Origin of the sequence: Citrobacter pasteurii (genome assembly GCF_019047765.1) — a bacterium.
Taxonomy (GTDB): domain Bacteria; phylum Pseudomonadota; class Gammaproteobacteria; order Enterobacterales; family Enterobacteriaceae; genus Citrobacter; species Citrobacter pasteurii.
The window spans coordinates 4,693,629-4,710,226 of the sequence record NZ_CP077262.1 but is presented as its reverse complement, the minus strand read 5'-3'; the positions used below and the strand labels follow the sequence as shown (position 1 = coordinate 4,710,226).

Here is a 16,598-nt window from a genome sequence, read left to right as displayed (position 1 = left end):
AGTGCCAATCGGTGAGCGGCGTTGGTTAAACGCTTGCCAGAGTAAGGGATGGTTTAATGACCCAAACAATAAAAAAGATGAGCCTGATTGGTCTCATCCTCATGATATTTACGTCAGTTTTTGGATTTGCCAATAGTCCTTCGGCTTTCTATTTAATGGGATACAGTGCTATTCCATGGTATGTATTTTCTGCATTGTTATTCTTTATTCCATTCGCGTTAATGATGGCAGAAATGGGGTCCGCCTATCGGAAAGAAGAGGGCGGAATCTATTCGTGGATGAATAATAGCGTTGGACCTCGCTATGCCTTTATCGGCACCTTTATGTGGTTCTCTTCCTATGTTATCTGGATGGTCAGTACTGCCGCGAAAGTCTGGGTACCTTTTTCAACCTTCCTGTTTGGCGCTGATATGACGCAGCACTGGCGTATCGTGGGGCTTGAGCCTACGCAGGTCGTCGGACTGCTCGCCGTTGGCTGGATGATTCTGGTGACCTGCGTGGCCTCCCGAGGTATTAATAAGATTGCCCGTATTACGGCAGTAGGCGGAATTGCCGTAATGTGTCTTAATTTAGTTCTGTTGTTAGTGAGTGTCGCTATTTTGTTATTAACTGGTGGCCACTTTGCTCAGGATATTAATTTTATCTCCTCGCCTAATCCGGGGTATCAGTCTGGTCTGGCCATGCTGTCATTTGTGGTATTTGCCATTTTTGCTTATGGTGGAATTGAAGCCGTTGGTGGACTGGTCGATAAAACGGAAAAACCCGAAAAGAACTTTGCAAAAGGCATTGTCTTTGCCGCTATCGTCATTTCAGTTGGTTATTCGCTGGCTATATTTTTGTGGGGTGTTAGCACCAACTGGCAGCAGGTATTAAGTAATGGCTCGGTTAACCTTGGTAATATTACTTATATCCTGATGAAAAGCCTTGGGATGACATTGGGTAATGCGCTGCACCTTTCCCCTGAAACGGCGATGACAATTGGGGTATGGTTCGCGCGAATTACCGGACTTTCTATGTTCCTCGCCTATACCGGCGCTTTCTTCACGCTCAGCTACTCGCCGTTGAAAGCGATTATTCAGGGTACGCCGAAGGCATTGTGGCCCGCGCCGATGACCAAACTGAATGCGGTGGGGATGCCGACGACCGCAATGTGGTTGCAGTGTCTGCTGGTAAGCCTGTTTATCCTGCTGGTTTCGTTTGGCGGCGATACGGCGTCAGCGTTCTATAACAAACTGACCCTGATGGCGAACGTTTCGATGACGCTGCCGTATCTGTTCCTTGCGTTGGCGTTTCCGTTCTTTAAAGCCCGCACGGGTCTGGAAAGATCATTTGTGGTCTTTAAAACCCGAGCGGCGACGCTACTGGCAACAGGTGTGGTGGTGCTGGTGGTGACGTTTGCCAACGTATTCACCATCATCCAGCCGGTGATTGAAGCCGGGGACTGGAACAGCGCATTGTGGATGACCGGTGGCCCGATCTTCTTCTCGCTGCTGGCGATGACGATTTATCAGAACTACAGCCGCCGCGTTAACCGTCAGCCGGTTCTGGTGACAGAGTAAATTGGGCCGTTGTAGGCCGGATAAGGCAATGCCGCCATCCGGCAATCAGCATCGAATTGCCTGATGGCGCTACGCTTATCAGGCCTACAGGACCCACACCGTAGCTTGGCGTCACTGCGTTCGAGCTACTCAGGTATTACAAACTTCCCGCCGGGCGACTGCCTCTTCCTGCAGAACTTAATGTTCTCCCTGTTTGCTTACCGCCGAGGCTCTCCAGACGCATCTGGAACGGTGGGAATGGCATATCAATACCATGCTCGCGGAAGCCTGCCAGAATCAGCTGGTGGATTTCATGGCGCAGCGGCATGCGATGCCCCATTTCAGCGGCATAAATACGCAGTTCGAAGATTTGAATCCCCTGCTGCAGGTCAACCAGGAAGACTTCCGGGGCAGGTGTGTCGATCACCAGTGAACAGCGGTGTGCGGCAGTAAGCAGGATCTGCGTCACCTCCTCGCTGTTCGCCTCCGACGGCGCCGGGATGGTTAACACCACGCGGGTGACCGAATCGGACAACGACCAGTTGATAAACTGCTCGGTGATAAAGGCTTTGTTGGGCACAATGATCTCTTTGCGGTCCCAGTCGCTGATGGTCGTGGCGCGGGTATTAATTTTCGTCACGCTACCGGTGAGATCGCGAATGGTCACCGTGTCGCCAATACGGATTGGTTTTTCAAACAGGATGATCAGACCGGAAATAAAGTTGGCGAAGATCTCCTGCAAGCCAAAACCCAGCCCCACACCGAGAGCGGCTACCAGCCACTGCAATTTCGACCATTCGATACCGATCATCGAGAAGCCAACCAGACCGCCAATCAGCATTAGCAGGTACTTGGTGATGGTGGTGATGGCGTAACCGGTGCCGGGGGTTAAATCCAGGTGCTGCAGCAACGCCAGTTCCAGCAATGCGGGCAGGTTTCGCACCAACTGCGTGGTGATGATAAACACCAGAATCGCAATTAACACTGCACCCAGTGTAATGGGCTCTAAACTTTCCACGCCCTGCACCGTGGAGGTGACATCCCACAGTGAGATATTTTCCAGAAAGCCGAAAGCGGAATGAATTTCTGACCACAGCACGATAACCGAAAGCAGGGCGATGAGCATCAGGATAGAACGCACCAGGCGCAGCGATTGTGCGCTGATCGCATCCAAATCTACTTCGCTTTCATCAACATCAATTGTGCCTTCAAGGCTGGTGGAATGCGGCGGTTCTTCTTCACCTCGCGCGCGCTGCGCCAGCATTTCGGCGCGTCGATGCTTGGCACGATCGAAGGCCAGACGGCGCCGTTGGATTAGCATCCAACGGCGGATGACGTGATAGACCACCAGTAACAAGAACCAAATTGCTACCGAAGTCTCCAGGCGCGCCAACAGGGCTTGTGATGTTGCCAGGTAGCCCACAGCTGCCGCGAGAATAGCAATCAGCGGTGCACCCATCAGCATATTCCACAGCATGCTGTTGACCATGTTGTCGCCATTGCCTTCTTTGTCGAGATACAGCGGTATGCCGGCGCGTTTCAGGCTCAGGGTCACGATCGCCAGCGCTCCGCAAATCAGGATAAAGCACAGGCGCCCCAATGAGGCGGAGAATTCCCGGTCATTGAGGTTATCAAACATAATCACCGCCATGATCAGCGGGACAATCAGCCCGATACTCATCAGGTAATAGTGCATGGCCTTCGCGACACGGTTACGCGGCCAGCCAAAGTGGGCAATGAACAGACCGTTGGGACGCGCAAAGGTGGCGCAAATCATTACCGCCCATAGCATAGGCACCGTGGCGGTAACGCCATCGCCGATAGCAACAGCCAGCGGGTAAGGCCAGGCTTCCTGCAACCCGTAACCGAGCGTTGCCCACAGCACCGGCAGCGGTGAGGCGACGAGTATCGACCAGAATACCGTGCGTATCGTCAGCCAGAAGTGATCCTGGGTTACTTTACCAACACGCGCTGACGAGCGTTCCAGAAAGCGGGTAAAGTGTTTACGTGAAGAAAGGCTAAACCCAACCAGCACCAGTGCACCGAACAGTGGTAGCAGCGTTTCCTTGCTGGTCAGCATCATGATAGTGGCTTTGCCAAGCTGATTAAATGTATCGAGTGAGATCAGACGGCGCAGGTCCTGAACAATGTCGACGGGCCAGGAGAGCGAGATGGGGCTGACGTCTGATGTCCAGAACAGATAACGGTGCGTCGCCTCGTTGACCTCCTTCAGGGCGTCTTCCAGTTGGCTATTGGAGACTTTTAGCTTAGTGAGCTCGAGGATCAGCGTATCGCCACCCTGTAGCAGAGAGTTCAGTAGTTCACGCTGAGTGCGTAACTGGGCGTTGAGAATGCTGCTCTGCTCAGCGGTTAGCGGTTGTCCGTCGGCCTGGTGAATTTGACGTAATTGCGGCTGCTTGTTGAGGAGGTCTTCATAGCGCATACGGTGTACGCGCAGCTGCGCCATTTCGGTATCTAACTGCTGGGGTTTGGGCATTTCTGGCAGGCGAGAAACTTGTGCACGCAGTGCTTCCCCCAGCATATTCGAGACGCCAAGCCATTGTGACTGTTCCCGCAGCGTATTCAGCGCCTGACGTACCTGCAACGTTTGGCTGGTGGCCTGACGCTGCTGGGAGGCGACCAGATCCATACGTTGCGCCTGCTGATTGAGCGCCTGAGACAGCTCACGGTTAACTTTAAACTGGTCAATGATGCCTTCCGGCAATCCTGCGCTGTTTTCTGCCAACAGTTCCGTGCTCTCCAGCGCACGTTCGGCTTCACGCTGGCGCTGGCTGTTGAGTTGGTTGCGTAATGCTTGCAGATAAGCGTCGAGTTGTTGGCTCTGCTTTTCTGCCAGTTCGGAGCGCATTCGCGCCAGTTCCTGGCGGTTATTAGCGGAAAGCTGCGCCAGTTCCAGTTCATCGACCTGGGCTTTAAGCCTGGCGGATTCCGCCTGCATCGCCTGATTGAGCGCTGAGTTACTGTTAGCTGTACCCAGGCGTCGCTCAATATCATTTAACTGGCGGCGGGCATCGGTTTGTTGCTGAGGAAGCTGGCTTAACGAGTCGGCGATTTCCCGGGCGCGATCCTGCTCCTGTTGAGCCTGGCGGCTTTTATCCAGTAACTGACTGCTGACCTGAAGGATCTCCTGGTTTAATGCATCCGTCGTGAGACCTGTTGGTACGCTACGCGGTTCGTCGCGCAGGTTATTTAGCTGTGCGCGTAACGTGGCGGACAGCTTGGGGAAGTTATCGATAACCTGCTGATATTGTTCAGCACGCTCAAGGGAGCCTTTCCGCTCCTCAAGGGCATTCAGCGCGGACTGGAGCGCCTCAACGGTTTCTGGCTGAGCGGGTTTCGCCGCTTTTGCCTGCTCCAGTTCCTGGGTGAGTTGTTTGGCATCGGGGGCCGTCGCAGCGTACGCCCCCAGGCTGAGGCACCAGGCCATCAGAAAAGTGATAATCAGGCGCACTGCAGCGATCCCTATGGTTAACTTTCGTCTTTTTTGTCGTCAACCAGCGGGCTGACGTCGTGTTCTGCTTCGATTTCTTCTTTCGGCAATGGCGCGGGTTCTGCCTCTGGCGTCACAAAGGTCTCGGTAGAGATGGCCATTGGCTGGCCAATTTTGGTTACCGACAGATCCTGCAACTGTGCAACCAGGTTAACTTTGCCTGGCGCGAACAGGTTGATGACGGTGGAACCGAGTTTAAAGCGGCCCATTTCCTGACCTTTCAGCAGCGCCACAGAGCCTTCGCTTTCGCCTTCCGGCCATGTCCAGCGTTTGATCACGCCTTCACGCGGTGGGGTAATGGTGCCAGCCCATACGGTTTCAATGCTGCCGACGATGGTCGCGCCGACCAGAATCTGCACCATCGGGCCAAATTCGGTATCAAACAGGCAAATAACACGTTCGTTGCGGGCAAACAGGTTCGGCACATTCTGAGCGGTCAGGATGTTCACAGAGAAGAGATCGCCTGGCACGTACATCATTTCACGCAGGATACCGTTACACGGCATATGTACACGGTGGTAATCGCGTGGAGACAAGTAAGTGGTTACAAACGTCCCGTTACGGAATTTATCCGCCATCTGGTAGTTGCCTGCCAGCAGCGCTTCAAGGGTGTAGCTATGCCCTTTAGCCTGCAGCAGTTTGTCTTCTTCGATACTGCCTAACTGGTTAATCACGCCGTCAGCGGGCATGACCAGTATGTTTGGATCGGTATTGATCGGGCGTGCATCTTCGCGCAGTGGGCGAACAAAGAAGTCGTTAAAGGTACGATAGCTGGCGGTGTCCGGCTTTTGCGCCTCTTTCATATCGACCTTGTAATATTTCACGAACAGATCGATAACCAGTTTAGTCAGCCATCCTGCTCGTTTGCTTGCACCCCAACCCGCCAGGCGAGTGAGCCATAGTTTCGGCAGAATGTATTGTAGCGAAAGCTTAAATGAGTTTAACAAGGTAGCCTCCAGGCCATAATTTGTTCCCGATCCGACATATGAGCCGGATCCTGAAAAAAAGGGGGACGATTCTAGCGATGCTTAGCTTAGTTGTCAGTTGTCTGTATCAGAAAAGTTTTTACGCGTTTTTACCTGCGCCATGCTTTCCAGGATGCGGTGATAATTTTCAAACCGAATCTCAGCAATTTTCCCTTCCTCGACAGCTTCACGAATTGCACAGCCCGGATCTGCATCATGTTTACAGTCGCGGTACTTGCAATGACCTAAATAGTCATGAAATTCGACAAAGCCATCAGTGATTTGTTCCGGCTCCAGATGCCACAGCCCAAACTCACGTACACCAGGGGAGTCGATGACATCGCCGCCGTGAGGGAAGTGGTACAGGCGAGACGCTGTGGTGGTGTGCTGCCCAAGACCAGAGTTGTCGGAGACATCATTGGTCAGGATCTCTTCCTGCAGGCCGAGAAGGTTATTGAGCAGGCTGGATTTTCCTACGCCAGACTGACCGGCAAAAATGCTGATGCGATCGGTCAACGCTGCTTCAAGCGGTTTCAGACCGTCTTTGGTGCGGCTGGAGACCATCAACACGCGATAACCAATGTTGCGATAGATGTCCATCTGTTCGTTAACAAAGGCCATACCTTCGTCATCCAGCAGATCGATCTTATTCAGTACGATAATCGGTTCAACGTGCAAGGTTTCGCAAGCTACCAGATAGCGGTCGATAATATTCAGTGACAGCTCAGGTAAGATGGCTGAGACAATTACGATTTGATCAATGTTGGCCGCAATGGGTTTCACCCCGTCGTAAAAGTCCGGGCGAGTGAGTACTGAGGTACGCTCATGTACCGCCTCAACGATCCCTTTGACATTCACGCCTTCAGCCGCCGCTTTACCCGGACGCCAGACTACACGATCGCCGGTAACCAGCGAACGAATGGTACGGCGGATGTTGCAACGGTGAATTTCCCCGTCAGCAGATTCTACGTCGGCATGCATGCCAAAACGGCTGATAACGATGCCTTCAGCAGTCTCGCCGAACAGGTTGTCGTCGTAGTCGGGCTTCTCCGCGGACGTTTTAAGACGACGCTGGTGATTGGCGTTCACGCGGCGCTGTTGGCCTTTGGAGAGTTTATTCTTACTCAATCGGACTGGCTCCTGGTCGCCCATAATGGGCAAAACATTTATGATACACGCAATTTTAGATGAATATAGTCACACTGAATGTGACGCTGAAGGGTGGAAAATAGCATGAGTGCCAATGAAAACAACCTGATTTGGATCGATCTGGAGATGACAGGTCTGGATCCCGAGCGCGATCGCATTATTGAGATCGCTACGCTAGTGACTGATGCCAACCTGAATATCCTGGCTGAAGGACCGACAATTGCGGTGCATCAGTCTGATGAGCAACTGGCGTTAATGGATGACTGGAACGTACGTACGCATACCGGAAGTGGGCTGGTGGAACGCGTAAAAGCGAGCACCATGGGCGATCGTGAAGCCGAACTGGCGACGCTGGCCTTTTTAAAAGAGTGGGTTCCGGAAGGAAAATCACCTATCTGCGGCAACAGCATCGGTCAGGATCGTCGTTTCCTGTTTAAATATATGCCGGAGCTGGAGGCGTATTTCCATTATCGCTATCTGGACGTCAGCACGCTTAAAGAGTTGGCCCGTCGCTGGAAACCAGAGATCCTTGATGGCTTCAAGAAACAAGGAACGCACCAGGCGATGGACGATATTCGTGAATCGGTTGCCGAGCTTGCTTACTATCGCGAACATTTCATTAAGCTTTGATTTTGTGGATTGCCGGGTGGCGGCTACGCCTTACCCGGCCTACGAATATCGTTCCTGTGAGCTTGCACTGAGGCAGAATTGTCGCTAAATTAGACGACTTGCCGATAAATTCAGCACTTAAACAGAAAAACGAAAAAATCGCTTTTCTGGGGGTTGCAGCTAAACGGATTTCTCGTATAATGCGCCTCCCGTAACGACAGAGAATTACGCGTTACGGCAGCAACAAAAGCAGTACAGATTTGCGGGAATAGCTCAGTTGGTAGAGCACGACCTTGCCAAGGTCGGGGTCGCGAGTTCGAGTCTCGTTTCCCGCTCCAAAATTTGAAAATGCTTGTAAAGCAAAGACACACCCAAGCGGGAATAGCTCAGTTGGTAGAGCACGACCTTGCCAAGGTCGGGGTCGCGAGTTCGAGTCTCGTTTCCCGCTCCAAAATTTGAAAGTGCTTATAAGCACAGACCACCAATCGCAGGATTTCGAATTGCGACAAGGCGGCAACTGAATGATTCCTTAGGAGCTTACTGAAGTAAGTGACTCAGGCGAATGAAGGCGGCCAAAGCAGTAGCGGTTCGAAAGACGAAGATTATGCGGGAATAGCTCAGTTGGTAGAGCACGACCTTGCCAAGGTCGGGGTCGCGAGTTCGAGTCTCGTTTCCCGCTCCAAATTCTTACCTCAATAAAAATATCCACAACGAATAATCGCGTTGGGGACGTTTTTTTTCGTCATTGACATACTCTTGTAAACAGACTTATCCACAGGTTCGGGTATTATCCCTGGAATACAAAAAACTTCGCTGGGTGAATAGTATCATTTTAACTATTTGAAATTATTGAATTAATTATCATTTCAAATTGTTAATGCGATCACTTGACGATCTTTTCCCTCTTGAATATCAATGTGTTTTTATTTTTATACACAAGCTGTGGATGACTTACGCGTCGCGCGGCAGCCCCTTTTCAATGACCCTGACCAAACGTTGTTTCTTCGGTAACTGCACCTCAACTACGCAGGCATTTCGCTTCTCAATTTGCTGAGCAACCGCCCAGTCTATGTGTTCGTCGAGAAGTGGGTGCTCACCTCTGCGACTTTCCAGCGCGTGAATAACCGCTTCATCCCATGGGGCATTACCCAACGCAACGGCGATATTTCGCAGCCAGCGCAGGTGGCCAATACGGCGAATGGCAGAACCTTCCGTGACTTTTAAAAACCACGCCTCGCTCCAGCTAAACAGTGCTATTAACTCTGGAGCATGAAGCTGCTTACGGGGGGAGAAGTCATCCTCTGTCGTCAACTGCGAATAGCGGTTCCACGGACAAATGAGCTGACAATCATCGCAGCCGTAAATTCGATTCCCCAGCAGAGGACGAAATTCTTCTGGGAGCGCGCCTTCCAGTTCGATAGTGAGATACGAAATACAGCGGCGTGCATCTACCGTGTAGGGTTCCACGATGGCTCCGGTGGGGCAGATGGTCATACAGGCAACACACTTCCCGCAGCCTTCTTCGACTGGCTTATCGACCGGCAGGGGCAAGTCGATCAGTAATTCCCCGAGGAAGAAAAATGATCCCGCTTCGCGATTGAGGATAAGTGAGTGCTTACCTGTCCAGCCAAGCCCGGCTTTTTCCGCCAAAGGACGCTCAAGAATGGGCGCGGAATCGACAAAAGGTCTAAAATTCAGCGAAACGCAGTGCTGTTGAATCCTCTCTCCCAGCTTTTTTAAGCGGTTACGCAGCAGCTTATGGTAGTCGCGCCCAAGCGCGTAACGGCTGACGTAACCGAGTGAGGGGTTTTTCAACGTACTGGCAAAGGCTGCATTAGCAGGAAGATAGTTCATACGTACGCTGATGACGCGTAGCGTACCGGGTAATAATTCGTGAGGTCGGGCGCGCATCATGCCGTGACGGGCCATCCAGTCCATCTCGCCGTGGTATTGTTTATCCAGCCAGGCCTGCAGTTTGGGCTCCGCTTCGCTGAGGTCAGTATCGGCAATACCGACCTGCTGAAAGCCAAGCTCCAGCCCCCACTGCTTAATATTTTGCGCTAACTGATTGAGATCGAGGGGCTCTGACATGATGGACCATACAATGAAGAAAAACCTCGCAAGTATACCACACTCCATCTGGCACGCCGATGACATCAGGCGGATGGAGCAAGAGGCGGCAGACAGTTTAGGGCTGACGTTGTACGAGCTGATGCAACGGGCGGGAGAGGCGGTGTTTCAGGTCACCCGCGAACGCTATCCGAATGCCCAACACTGGCTGGTGCTATGCGGTCATGGCAACAACGGCGGTGATGGTTACGTGGTGGCAAGGCTTGCCAAAGCGCAGGGGCTTGACGTTACGTTGCTGGCGCACGAGAGTGATAAACCGCTGCCCGAGGACGCACTGCAGGCGCGTGATGCCTGGCTTAATGCGGGGGGCGTCATTCACTCTACAGACATCGTCTGGCCTGGTCGTGTGGATGTCATTATCGACGCGTTATTGGGGACCGGTTTAAAACAGGCACCGCGCGAACCTCTCCAGACGTTGATTGAGCATGCCAATGCCCATCCTGCCCCCATCGTCGCCGTAGATATTCCTTCTGGTTTGCTGGCACAAACAGGAGCGACGCCGGGGGCCGTCATCAACGCTGCGCACACCGTTACCTTTATTGCGCTCAAGCCAGGCCTGCTCACCGGTAAAGCTCGCGATGTCACCGGACGTCTGCATGTTAACGCACTCGGGCTGGACGACTGGCTGGCGGGGCAGAACGCGCCGCTGCAACGTTTTGATGCTCAACAGCTTGCGCACTGGCTAACGCCGCGTCGACCTACCTCGCACAAAGGCTCCCATGGTCGGTTGGTGATTATTGGCGGTGACCACGGCACGGCGGGTGCCATTCGTATGGCCGGTGAAGCGGCGCTGCGTACGGGGGCTGGGTTGGTCAAAGTACTGACGCGCAGTGAAAATATCGCCCCCATTTTGACTGCCCGACCGGAACTCATGGTCGATACGCTAACGCCGAAGACGCTGGAAGAGAGCCTGGCATGGGCGGATGTTGTAGTGATAGGACCAGGGCTTGGTCAGCAGGAGTGGGGCAAAAAAGCACTGCAAAAGGTCGAGAATTTTCGCAAACCGATGCTCTGGGATGCCGATGCGCTGAACCTGCTGGCAATCAATCCCGATAAACGTCACAATCGCGTGATCACGCCGCATCCTGGTGAAGCCGCGCGGCTGCTGGGCTGTTCCATTGCAGAAATTGAAGACGATCGCTTACTTTGTGCGCAGCGTCTGGTAAAACGGTACGGAGGCGTGGTAGTGCTGAAAGGCGCGGGTACGGTTGTTGCTGCTGAACAAACTGAGATGGGTATTATTGATACCGGCAATGCCGGGATGGCCAGCGGCGGAATGGGTGATGTGCTTTCCGGTATTATTGGCGCATTGCTCGGACAGAAGCTTACCCCGTATGATGCAGCCTGTGCGGGATGTGTTGCGCATGGTGCGGCAGCGGATGTGCTGGCGGCGCGTTTTGGTACGCGCGGCATGCTGGCGACAGATCTCTTTACCACGCTACAGCGTATTGTTAACCCTGATGTGATTGACGTTTATCATGATGAATCGAGTAATTCCACTACCTGATGAACAGGCGACTTTAGACCTGGGACTGCGGGTAGCTAAAGCCTGTGACGGCGCGACGGTAATTTATTTGTACGGCGACCTGGGGGCGGGTAAAACCACTTTCAGCCGGGGATTCCTGCAGGCGTTAGGCCACAAAGGTAATGTAAAAAGCCCCACCTACACGCTGGTTGAACCTTATTCGCTCGATAATTTGATGGTATATCACTTCGATCTGTACCGACTTGCGGACCCGGAGGAGCTGGAATTTATGGGGATCCGCGATTATTTTGCCAATGATGCCATCTGCCTGGTGGAGTGGCCGCAACAAGGTAAAGGTGTACTGCCAGACCCGGACGTCGAAATACACATTGAATATCAGGCGCAAGGTCGGGAGGCGCGCGTAAGCGCAGTCTCCTCATCGGGTGAATTATTGCTGGCGCGTTTAGCCGAATAACCTTAAGGGTGGCGGGATGATTTATCGCATCAGAAACTGGCTGATGGCAACCCTGGTCCTGCTGTGCGCGCAGGCAGGAGCCGCCAGCCTCTCCGATCTTCAGGTTTCCAATGGCGATCAACAGGCGCGGATCACGCTGAGCTTTATTGGCGATCCTGAATACGCCGTGACCCAGGACGGGAAACGCACCGTCGCGCTGGATATTAAACAAACCGGAGTGATTCAGGGATTACCGCTGCTGTTTAGCGGCAATAATCTGGTGAAATCTATCCGCTCCGGCACGCCAAAAGATGCGCAGTCTCTGCGCCTGGTGGTGGATTTAACCGAGAACGGCAAGGCCGAAGCCGTTAAACGCCAGAACGGCGGTAATTATACCGTTGTGTTTACCATCAAAGCGGATGCGCCACCGCCGCCGCCTCCACCTCCAGTGGTTGCTAAGCGTGTTGAAACGCCGGTTGTCGCCCCGCGTCCTGCCGTGCCTGCGCGTAACCCGTTTAAAGCAGAGAACGATCGCACTACGATCGTTACCAACAGTAATACCTCCACACGACCTGCGGCGCGCGCCAGCTCCGGCAGCGGTGAAAAAGTGGTTATTGCCATTGATGCAGGACACGGCGGGCAGGATCCGGGGGCGATTGGCCCTGGCGGCACGCGTGAGAAAAACGTCACGATTGCCGTGGCGCGCAAACTGCGCAGTTTGCTCAATGATGACCCGATGTTTAAAGGCGTACTCACCCGTGATGGCGATTACTTTATCTCGGTGATGGGGCGTTCAGACGTCGCGCGTAAACAAAACGCCAATTTCCTGGTCTCTATCCATGCGGATGCCGCGCCAAACCGGGATGCCACCGGCGCTTCCGTCTGGGTACTGTCCAACCGTCGGGCGAACAGTGAGATGGCCGGCTGGCTGGAACAGCACGAGAAGCAATCAGAGCTGTTGGGCGGCGCAGGCGATGTGCTGGCAAACAGCCAGTCCGATCCTTATCTCAGCCAGGCCGTGCTGGATCTGCAGTTCGGCCATTCGCAACGTGTCGGGTATGATGTGGCGACCAGCATGATCGGCCAGTTAGAACGTATTGGCTCGATGCATAAACGCCGCCCGGAACACGCCAGTCTGGGCGTATTACGCTCGCCGGATATCCCGTCAGTGCTGGTCGAAACCGGTTTTATCAGCAACAACAGCGAAGAGCGTCTGTTGGCGAGTGATGATTATCAGCAGCAACTGGCCGAGGCGATTTACAAAGGATTGCGTAACTATTTCCAGGCGCACCCAATGCAAACCGGGCCGCAGGGCGCACCGGCGCAAACCGCCAGTGCGGTATCGCCTGGTAACACGTTAACAAATTAAGGATTAGCCATGCCGATTCAGGTTCTACCGCCACAGCTGGCGAACCAGATTGCCGCAGGCGAGGTGGTAGAACGGCCTGCGTCAGTGGTGAAAGAGCTGGTGGAAAACAGCATTGATGCCGGTGCGACGCGCATTGATATTGATATCGAGCGCGGCGGCGCAAAGCTTATCCGTATTCGTGACAACGGCTGCGGGATTAAAAAAGACGAGCTGGCGTTAGCGCTGGCCCGCCATGCCACCAGTAAAATTGCCTCGCTTGACGATCTCGAGGCCATCGTGAGCCTCGGATTTCGCGGCGAAGCGCTGGCCAGCATTAGCTCCGTTTCTCGTTTAACCCTGACGTCGCGTACACAAGAACAGGCTGAGGCCTGGCAAGCCTATGCAGAAGGGCGCGACATGGATGTGACGGTTAAACCTGCCGCACATCCGGTGGGAACCACGCTGGAGGTGTTAGATCTGTTCTACAACACCCCGGCGCGGCGCAAGTTTATGCGCACCGAAAAAACCGAATTTACTCATATTGATGAGGTTATTCGCCGCATTGCGCTGGCACGTTTTGATGTGACGATTAATTTGTCACACAACGGCAAAATGGTGCGCCAGTATCGTGCCGTAGCGGCGGATGGACAAAAAGAGCGCCGACTGGGCGCGATATGCGGCACGCCGTTTCTGGAACATGCGCTGGCGATTGAATGGCAGCATGGCGATTTAACGCTGCGCGGCTGGGTGGCCGATCCGAACCACACAACGGCAGCGCTGGCGGAAATCCAGTACTGCTATGTGAATGGCCGGATGATGCGCGATCGGTTGATCAACCATGCTATTCGTCAGGCCTGTGAAGATAAACTGGGCGCCGATCAGCAACCCGCTTTTGTACTGTATCTGGAAATCGACCCGCATCAGGTGGATGTAAACGTGCATCCAGCCAAACATGAGGTACGTTTTCACCAGTCTCGTCTGGTGCATGATTTTATTTATCAGGGCGTGTTAAGCGTCCTACAACAGCAGTTGGAAACCTCGCTGCCGTTGGTTGATGACGAAGAGCTCGCCCCAAGACATATCCCGGAAAATCGCGTAGCGGCAGGGCGTAACCATTTTGCCGAACCTGCGCCAGCGCGTGAACCTGCTACTCCCCGTTATTCTGCCTCTTCCGGCAGCGGAAGTGGTCGCCAGGGGCAGGCAAGCGTCAGTTGGCCGCATGCCCAGCCTGGATATCAAAAGCAGCAGGGCGAAATTTATCAGCGCCTGCTGCAGACACCGGCTCCGATGCACAAACCGCCGGTCGCTGAAACACCGACAGCACCTCTTACCGGCAACAGTCAGGGGTTTGGAAGGGTGCTGACTATCGTAGGGACCGACTGTGCATTACTGGAAAGCGAGGGCCAGATTCGGTTGCTGGCATTACCAGTGGCGGAACGGTGGTTGCGGCAGGCGCAGCTTACGCCCGGGCAGACCCCTGTTTGCGCTCAGCCATTGCTGATCCCGTTACGTTTAAAAGTCAACGCCGATGAAAAAGCGGCGCTGCAAAAAGGACAGAGCCAACTGGCTGAGCTGGGCATTGAATTTCAACTGGATGCGCAGCATGTGACCATCCGGGCGGTGCCTTTACCCTTACGCCAACAAAATTTACAAATCTTGATTCCTGAACTGATAGGCTACCTGGCGCAGCAAACCGTATTCGAAGCGGGCAACATTGCGCAGTGGATTGCTCGTAACCTGATGAGCGAGCATCCGCAGTGGAGCATGGCCCAGGCGATTACGCTGTTGGCGGATGTTGAGCGGCTCTGCCCACAACTCGTGAAGGCGCCGCCGGGTGGTCTGTTACAACCTGTTGATTTACATTCGGTAATGAACGCCCTGAAACATGAGTGATACCTGTAAGGCGAGCCTGCCAAAGGCAATTTTTTTGATGGGGCCGACGGCCTCCGGTAAAACGGCATTAGCAATTGAATTGCGTAAAGTTTTGCCCGTAGAGTTGATAAGCGTTGATTCCGCCCTTATTTACAAGGGGATGGATATCGGCACCGCGAAGCCTGATGCTGATGAATTGAAGGCCGCACCACACCGATTGCTGGATATTCGTGATCCGGCGCAAGTGTATTCTGCTGCGGATTTTCGTCGCGATGCGCTAGCCGAGATGGCCGATATCACCGCAGCGGGGCGTATCCCGCTGTTAGTGGGTGGCACGATGTTATATTTCAAAGCGTTGCTTGAAGGGTTGTCACCGTTACCGTCGGCAGATCCGGAGGTCAGGGCCAGAATCGAGCAGCAGGCGGCAGAGCTTGGATGGGACGCGTTACACCGACAGCTTCAGGAGATTGACCCGGTAGCTGCAGCGCGGATTCATCCAAATGATCCGCAAAGACTTTCCCGGGCACTGGAAGTTTTTTTCATTTCGGGTAAAACTTTAACGGAGCTGACGCAAACGTCAGGAGATGCTTTGCCGTATCAGGTGCACCAGTTTGCGATCGCTCCGGCGAACCGTGAATTGCTCCATCAGCGAATTGAGCAGCGTTTTCATCAGATGTTAGCTTCAGGTTTTGAAGCAGAAGTCCGGGCGCTTTTTGCCCGAGGAGATTTGCATACGGATTTGCCTTCCATTCGTTGTGTCGGGTATCGCCAGATGTGGTCATACATTGAAGGCGAAATTTCACACGATGAAATGGTTTATAGAGGTGTTTGCGCCACGAGGCAGTTAGCGAAGCGGCAGATAACCTGGTTGCGTGGTTGGGAAGGGGTGCACTGGCTTGACAGTGAAAAGCCTGACCAGGCGCGAAACGAAGTATTACAGGTTGTTGGTGCTATCGCGAACTGAATGTGTACAATTGAAACGTATCGTGCGCAATTTTTCAGAACCATAAGGTTCAATACGCAAAGTCATTCAAGTTGCATCAAGGCAGCAAGAGAGTGAATCCCCAGGAGCTTACTCAAGTAAGTGACAGGGGGGAACGAACGTCGCTAACGTAGAGGCAACCTGAAGGATGAAGCGTATTAAGTACAAATAAGCATATAAGGAAAAGAGAGAATGGCTAAGGGGCAATCTTTACAAGATCCGTTCCTGAACGCACTGCGTCGGGAACGTGTTCCAGTTTCTATTTATTTGGTGAATGGTATTAAGCTGCAAGGTCAAATCGAGTCTTTTGATCAGTTCGTGATCCTGTTGAAAAACACGGTCAGCCAGATGGTTTATAAGCACGCGATTTCTACGGTTGTCCCGTCTCGCCCGGTTTCTCATCACAGTAACAATGCCACCGGCGGCACTGGCAGCAACTACCATCACGGTAGCAACGCGCAAGGTTCATCTGCGCAACAGGACAGCGAAGAAACCGAATAAGGTTGTCAGCTGTTTTACACACGGGGAGCCAGCGATCCTGCGTTCCCCGTTGATACATATTAAGGGGTTGACGC

The 16,598-nt window shown here is 53.3% G+C and carries 12 protein-coding genes and 3 tRNA genes; 11 read left to right on the top strand and 4 right to left on the bottom strand.

What is annotated here, in order from left to right:
- Positions 1-56 precede the first annotated feature (56 nt).
- On the top strand, positions 57-1,559 hold the full coding sequence (gene yjeM / locus I6L54_RS22715) for a glutamate/gamma-aminobutyrate family transporter YjeM (protein WP_040232949.1): 1,503 nt from the start codon (positions 57-59) through the stop codon (positions 1,557-1,559).
- 136 nt (positions 1,560-1,695) lie between these two features.
- Here the strand turns inward: yjeM and mscM are convergent, their stop codons facing one another.
- The 3 genes from mscM to rsgA all read right to left on the bottom strand — a co-directional run bounded on the left by mscM (position 1,696) and on the right by rsgA (position 7,142).
- Positions 1,696-5,010, bottom strand: a complete 3,315-nt coding sequence (gene mscM, locus I6L54_RS22710) for a miniconductance mechanosensitive channel MscM (RefSeq protein WP_040232951.1) — start codon at positions 5,008-5,010, stop codon at positions 1,696-1,698.
- A gap of 17 nt (positions 5,011-5,027) precedes the next feature.
- On the bottom strand, positions 5,028-5,996 hold the full coding sequence (gene asd, locus I6L54_RS22705) for an archaetidylserine decarboxylase (RefSeq protein ID WP_005122156.1): 969 nt from the start codon (positions 5,994-5,996) through the stop codon (positions 5,028-5,030).
- A gap of 93 nt (positions 5,997-6,089) precedes the next feature.
- Entirely contained in the window at positions 6,090-7,142 is a 1,053-nt protein-coding gene (gene rsgA, locus I6L54_RS22700) for a small ribosomal subunit biogenesis GTPase RsgA (protein WP_005122157.1), read from the bottom strand.
- 105 nt (positions 7,143-7,247) lie between these two features.
- Here rsgA and orn point away from each other — a divergent pair, with 105 nt between their 5' ends.
- The 4 genes from orn (at position 7,248) to I6L54_RS22680 (ending at position 8,454) form a co-directional block, all read left to right on the top strand.
- A complete protein-coding gene (orn, locus tag I6L54_RS22695) occupies positions 7,248-7,793 on the top strand; it encodes an oligoribonuclease (RefSeq protein WP_040232952.1) in 546 nt (181 codons plus the stop codon).
- Between the two features lie 241 nt (positions 7,794-8,034).
- Positions 8,035-8,110: transfer RNA gene (locus I6L54_RS22690), tRNA-Gly, on the top strand.
- A gap of 37 nt (positions 8,111-8,147) precedes the next feature.
- A tRNA-Gly gene (locus tag I6L54_RS22685) sits at positions 8,148-8,223 on the top strand.
- 155 nt (positions 8,224-8,378) lie between these two features.
- Positions 8,379-8,454: transfer RNA gene (locus I6L54_RS22680), tRNA-Gly, on the top strand.
- A 269-nt stretch (positions 8,455-8,723) separates the two neighbouring features.
- On the opposite strand, the gene queG is transcribed toward I6L54_RS22680, so the two are convergent.
- Positions 8,724-9,863 (bottom strand): tRNA epoxyqueuosine(34) reductase QueG, encoded by a 1,140-nt coding sequence (gene queG, locus I6L54_RS22675; RefSeq protein ID WP_040232954.1) that lies wholly within the window; start codon positions 9,861-9,863, stop codon positions 8,724-8,726.
- On the opposite strand from queG, the gene nnr reads away from it, so the two are divergent.
- From nnr to hfq, 6 genes are all read left to right on the top strand, one after another.
- A complete protein-coding gene (nnr, locus tag I6L54_RS22670) occupies positions 9,862-11,409 on the top strand; it encodes a bifunctional ADP-dependent NAD(P)H-hydrate dehydratase/NAD(P)H-hydrate epimerase (protein WP_040232955.1) in 1,548 nt (515 codons plus the stop codon). The two genes, queG and nnr, sit on opposite strands and share 2 nt — an antisense overlap.
- Positions 11,381-11,842 carry a tRNA (adenosine(37)-N6)-threonylcarbamoyltransferase complex ATPase subunit type 1 TsaE gene (tsaE, locus tag I6L54_RS22665; RefSeq protein ID WP_003025570.1) on the top strand — a complete coding sequence of 154 codons (462 nt, stop codon included), beginning with the start codon at positions 11,381-11,383 and terminating at the stop codon, positions 11,840-11,842. The genes nnr and tsaE overlap by 29 nt, the downstream gene beginning before the upstream one ends.
- A 16-nt stretch (positions 11,843-11,858) precedes the next feature.
- On the top strand, positions 11,859-13,190 hold the full coding sequence (gene amiB, locus I6L54_RS22660; protein ID WP_005122164.1) for an N-acetylmuramoyl-L-alanine amidase AmiB: 1,332 nt from the start codon (positions 11,859-11,861) through the stop codon (positions 13,188-13,190).
- Positions 13,191-13,199: 9 nt separating this feature from the next.
- Positions 13,200-15,062 (top strand): DNA mismatch repair endonuclease MutL, encoded by a 1,863-nt coding sequence (mutL, locus tag I6L54_RS22655; protein ID WP_040232957.1) that lies wholly within the window; start codon positions 13,200-13,202, stop codon positions 15,060-15,062.
- Positions 15,055-16,005: a tRNA (adenosine(37)-N6)-dimethylallyltransferase MiaA gene (miaA, locus tag I6L54_RS22650; RefSeq protein WP_005122167.1), complete on the top strand. Its 951-nt coding sequence runs from the start codon at positions 15,055-15,057 to the stop codon at positions 16,003-16,005. Before mutL ends, miaA begins: the two co-directional genes overlap by 8 nt.
- Positions 16,006-16,215: 210 nt before the next feature.
- Complete coding sequence (gene hfq / locus I6L54_RS22645; protein WP_003025584.1) at positions 16,216-16,524, top strand: RNA chaperone Hfq; 309 nt, start codon at positions 16,216-16,218, stop codon at positions 16,522-16,524.
- Positions 16,525-16,598 lie beyond the last annotated feature (74 nt).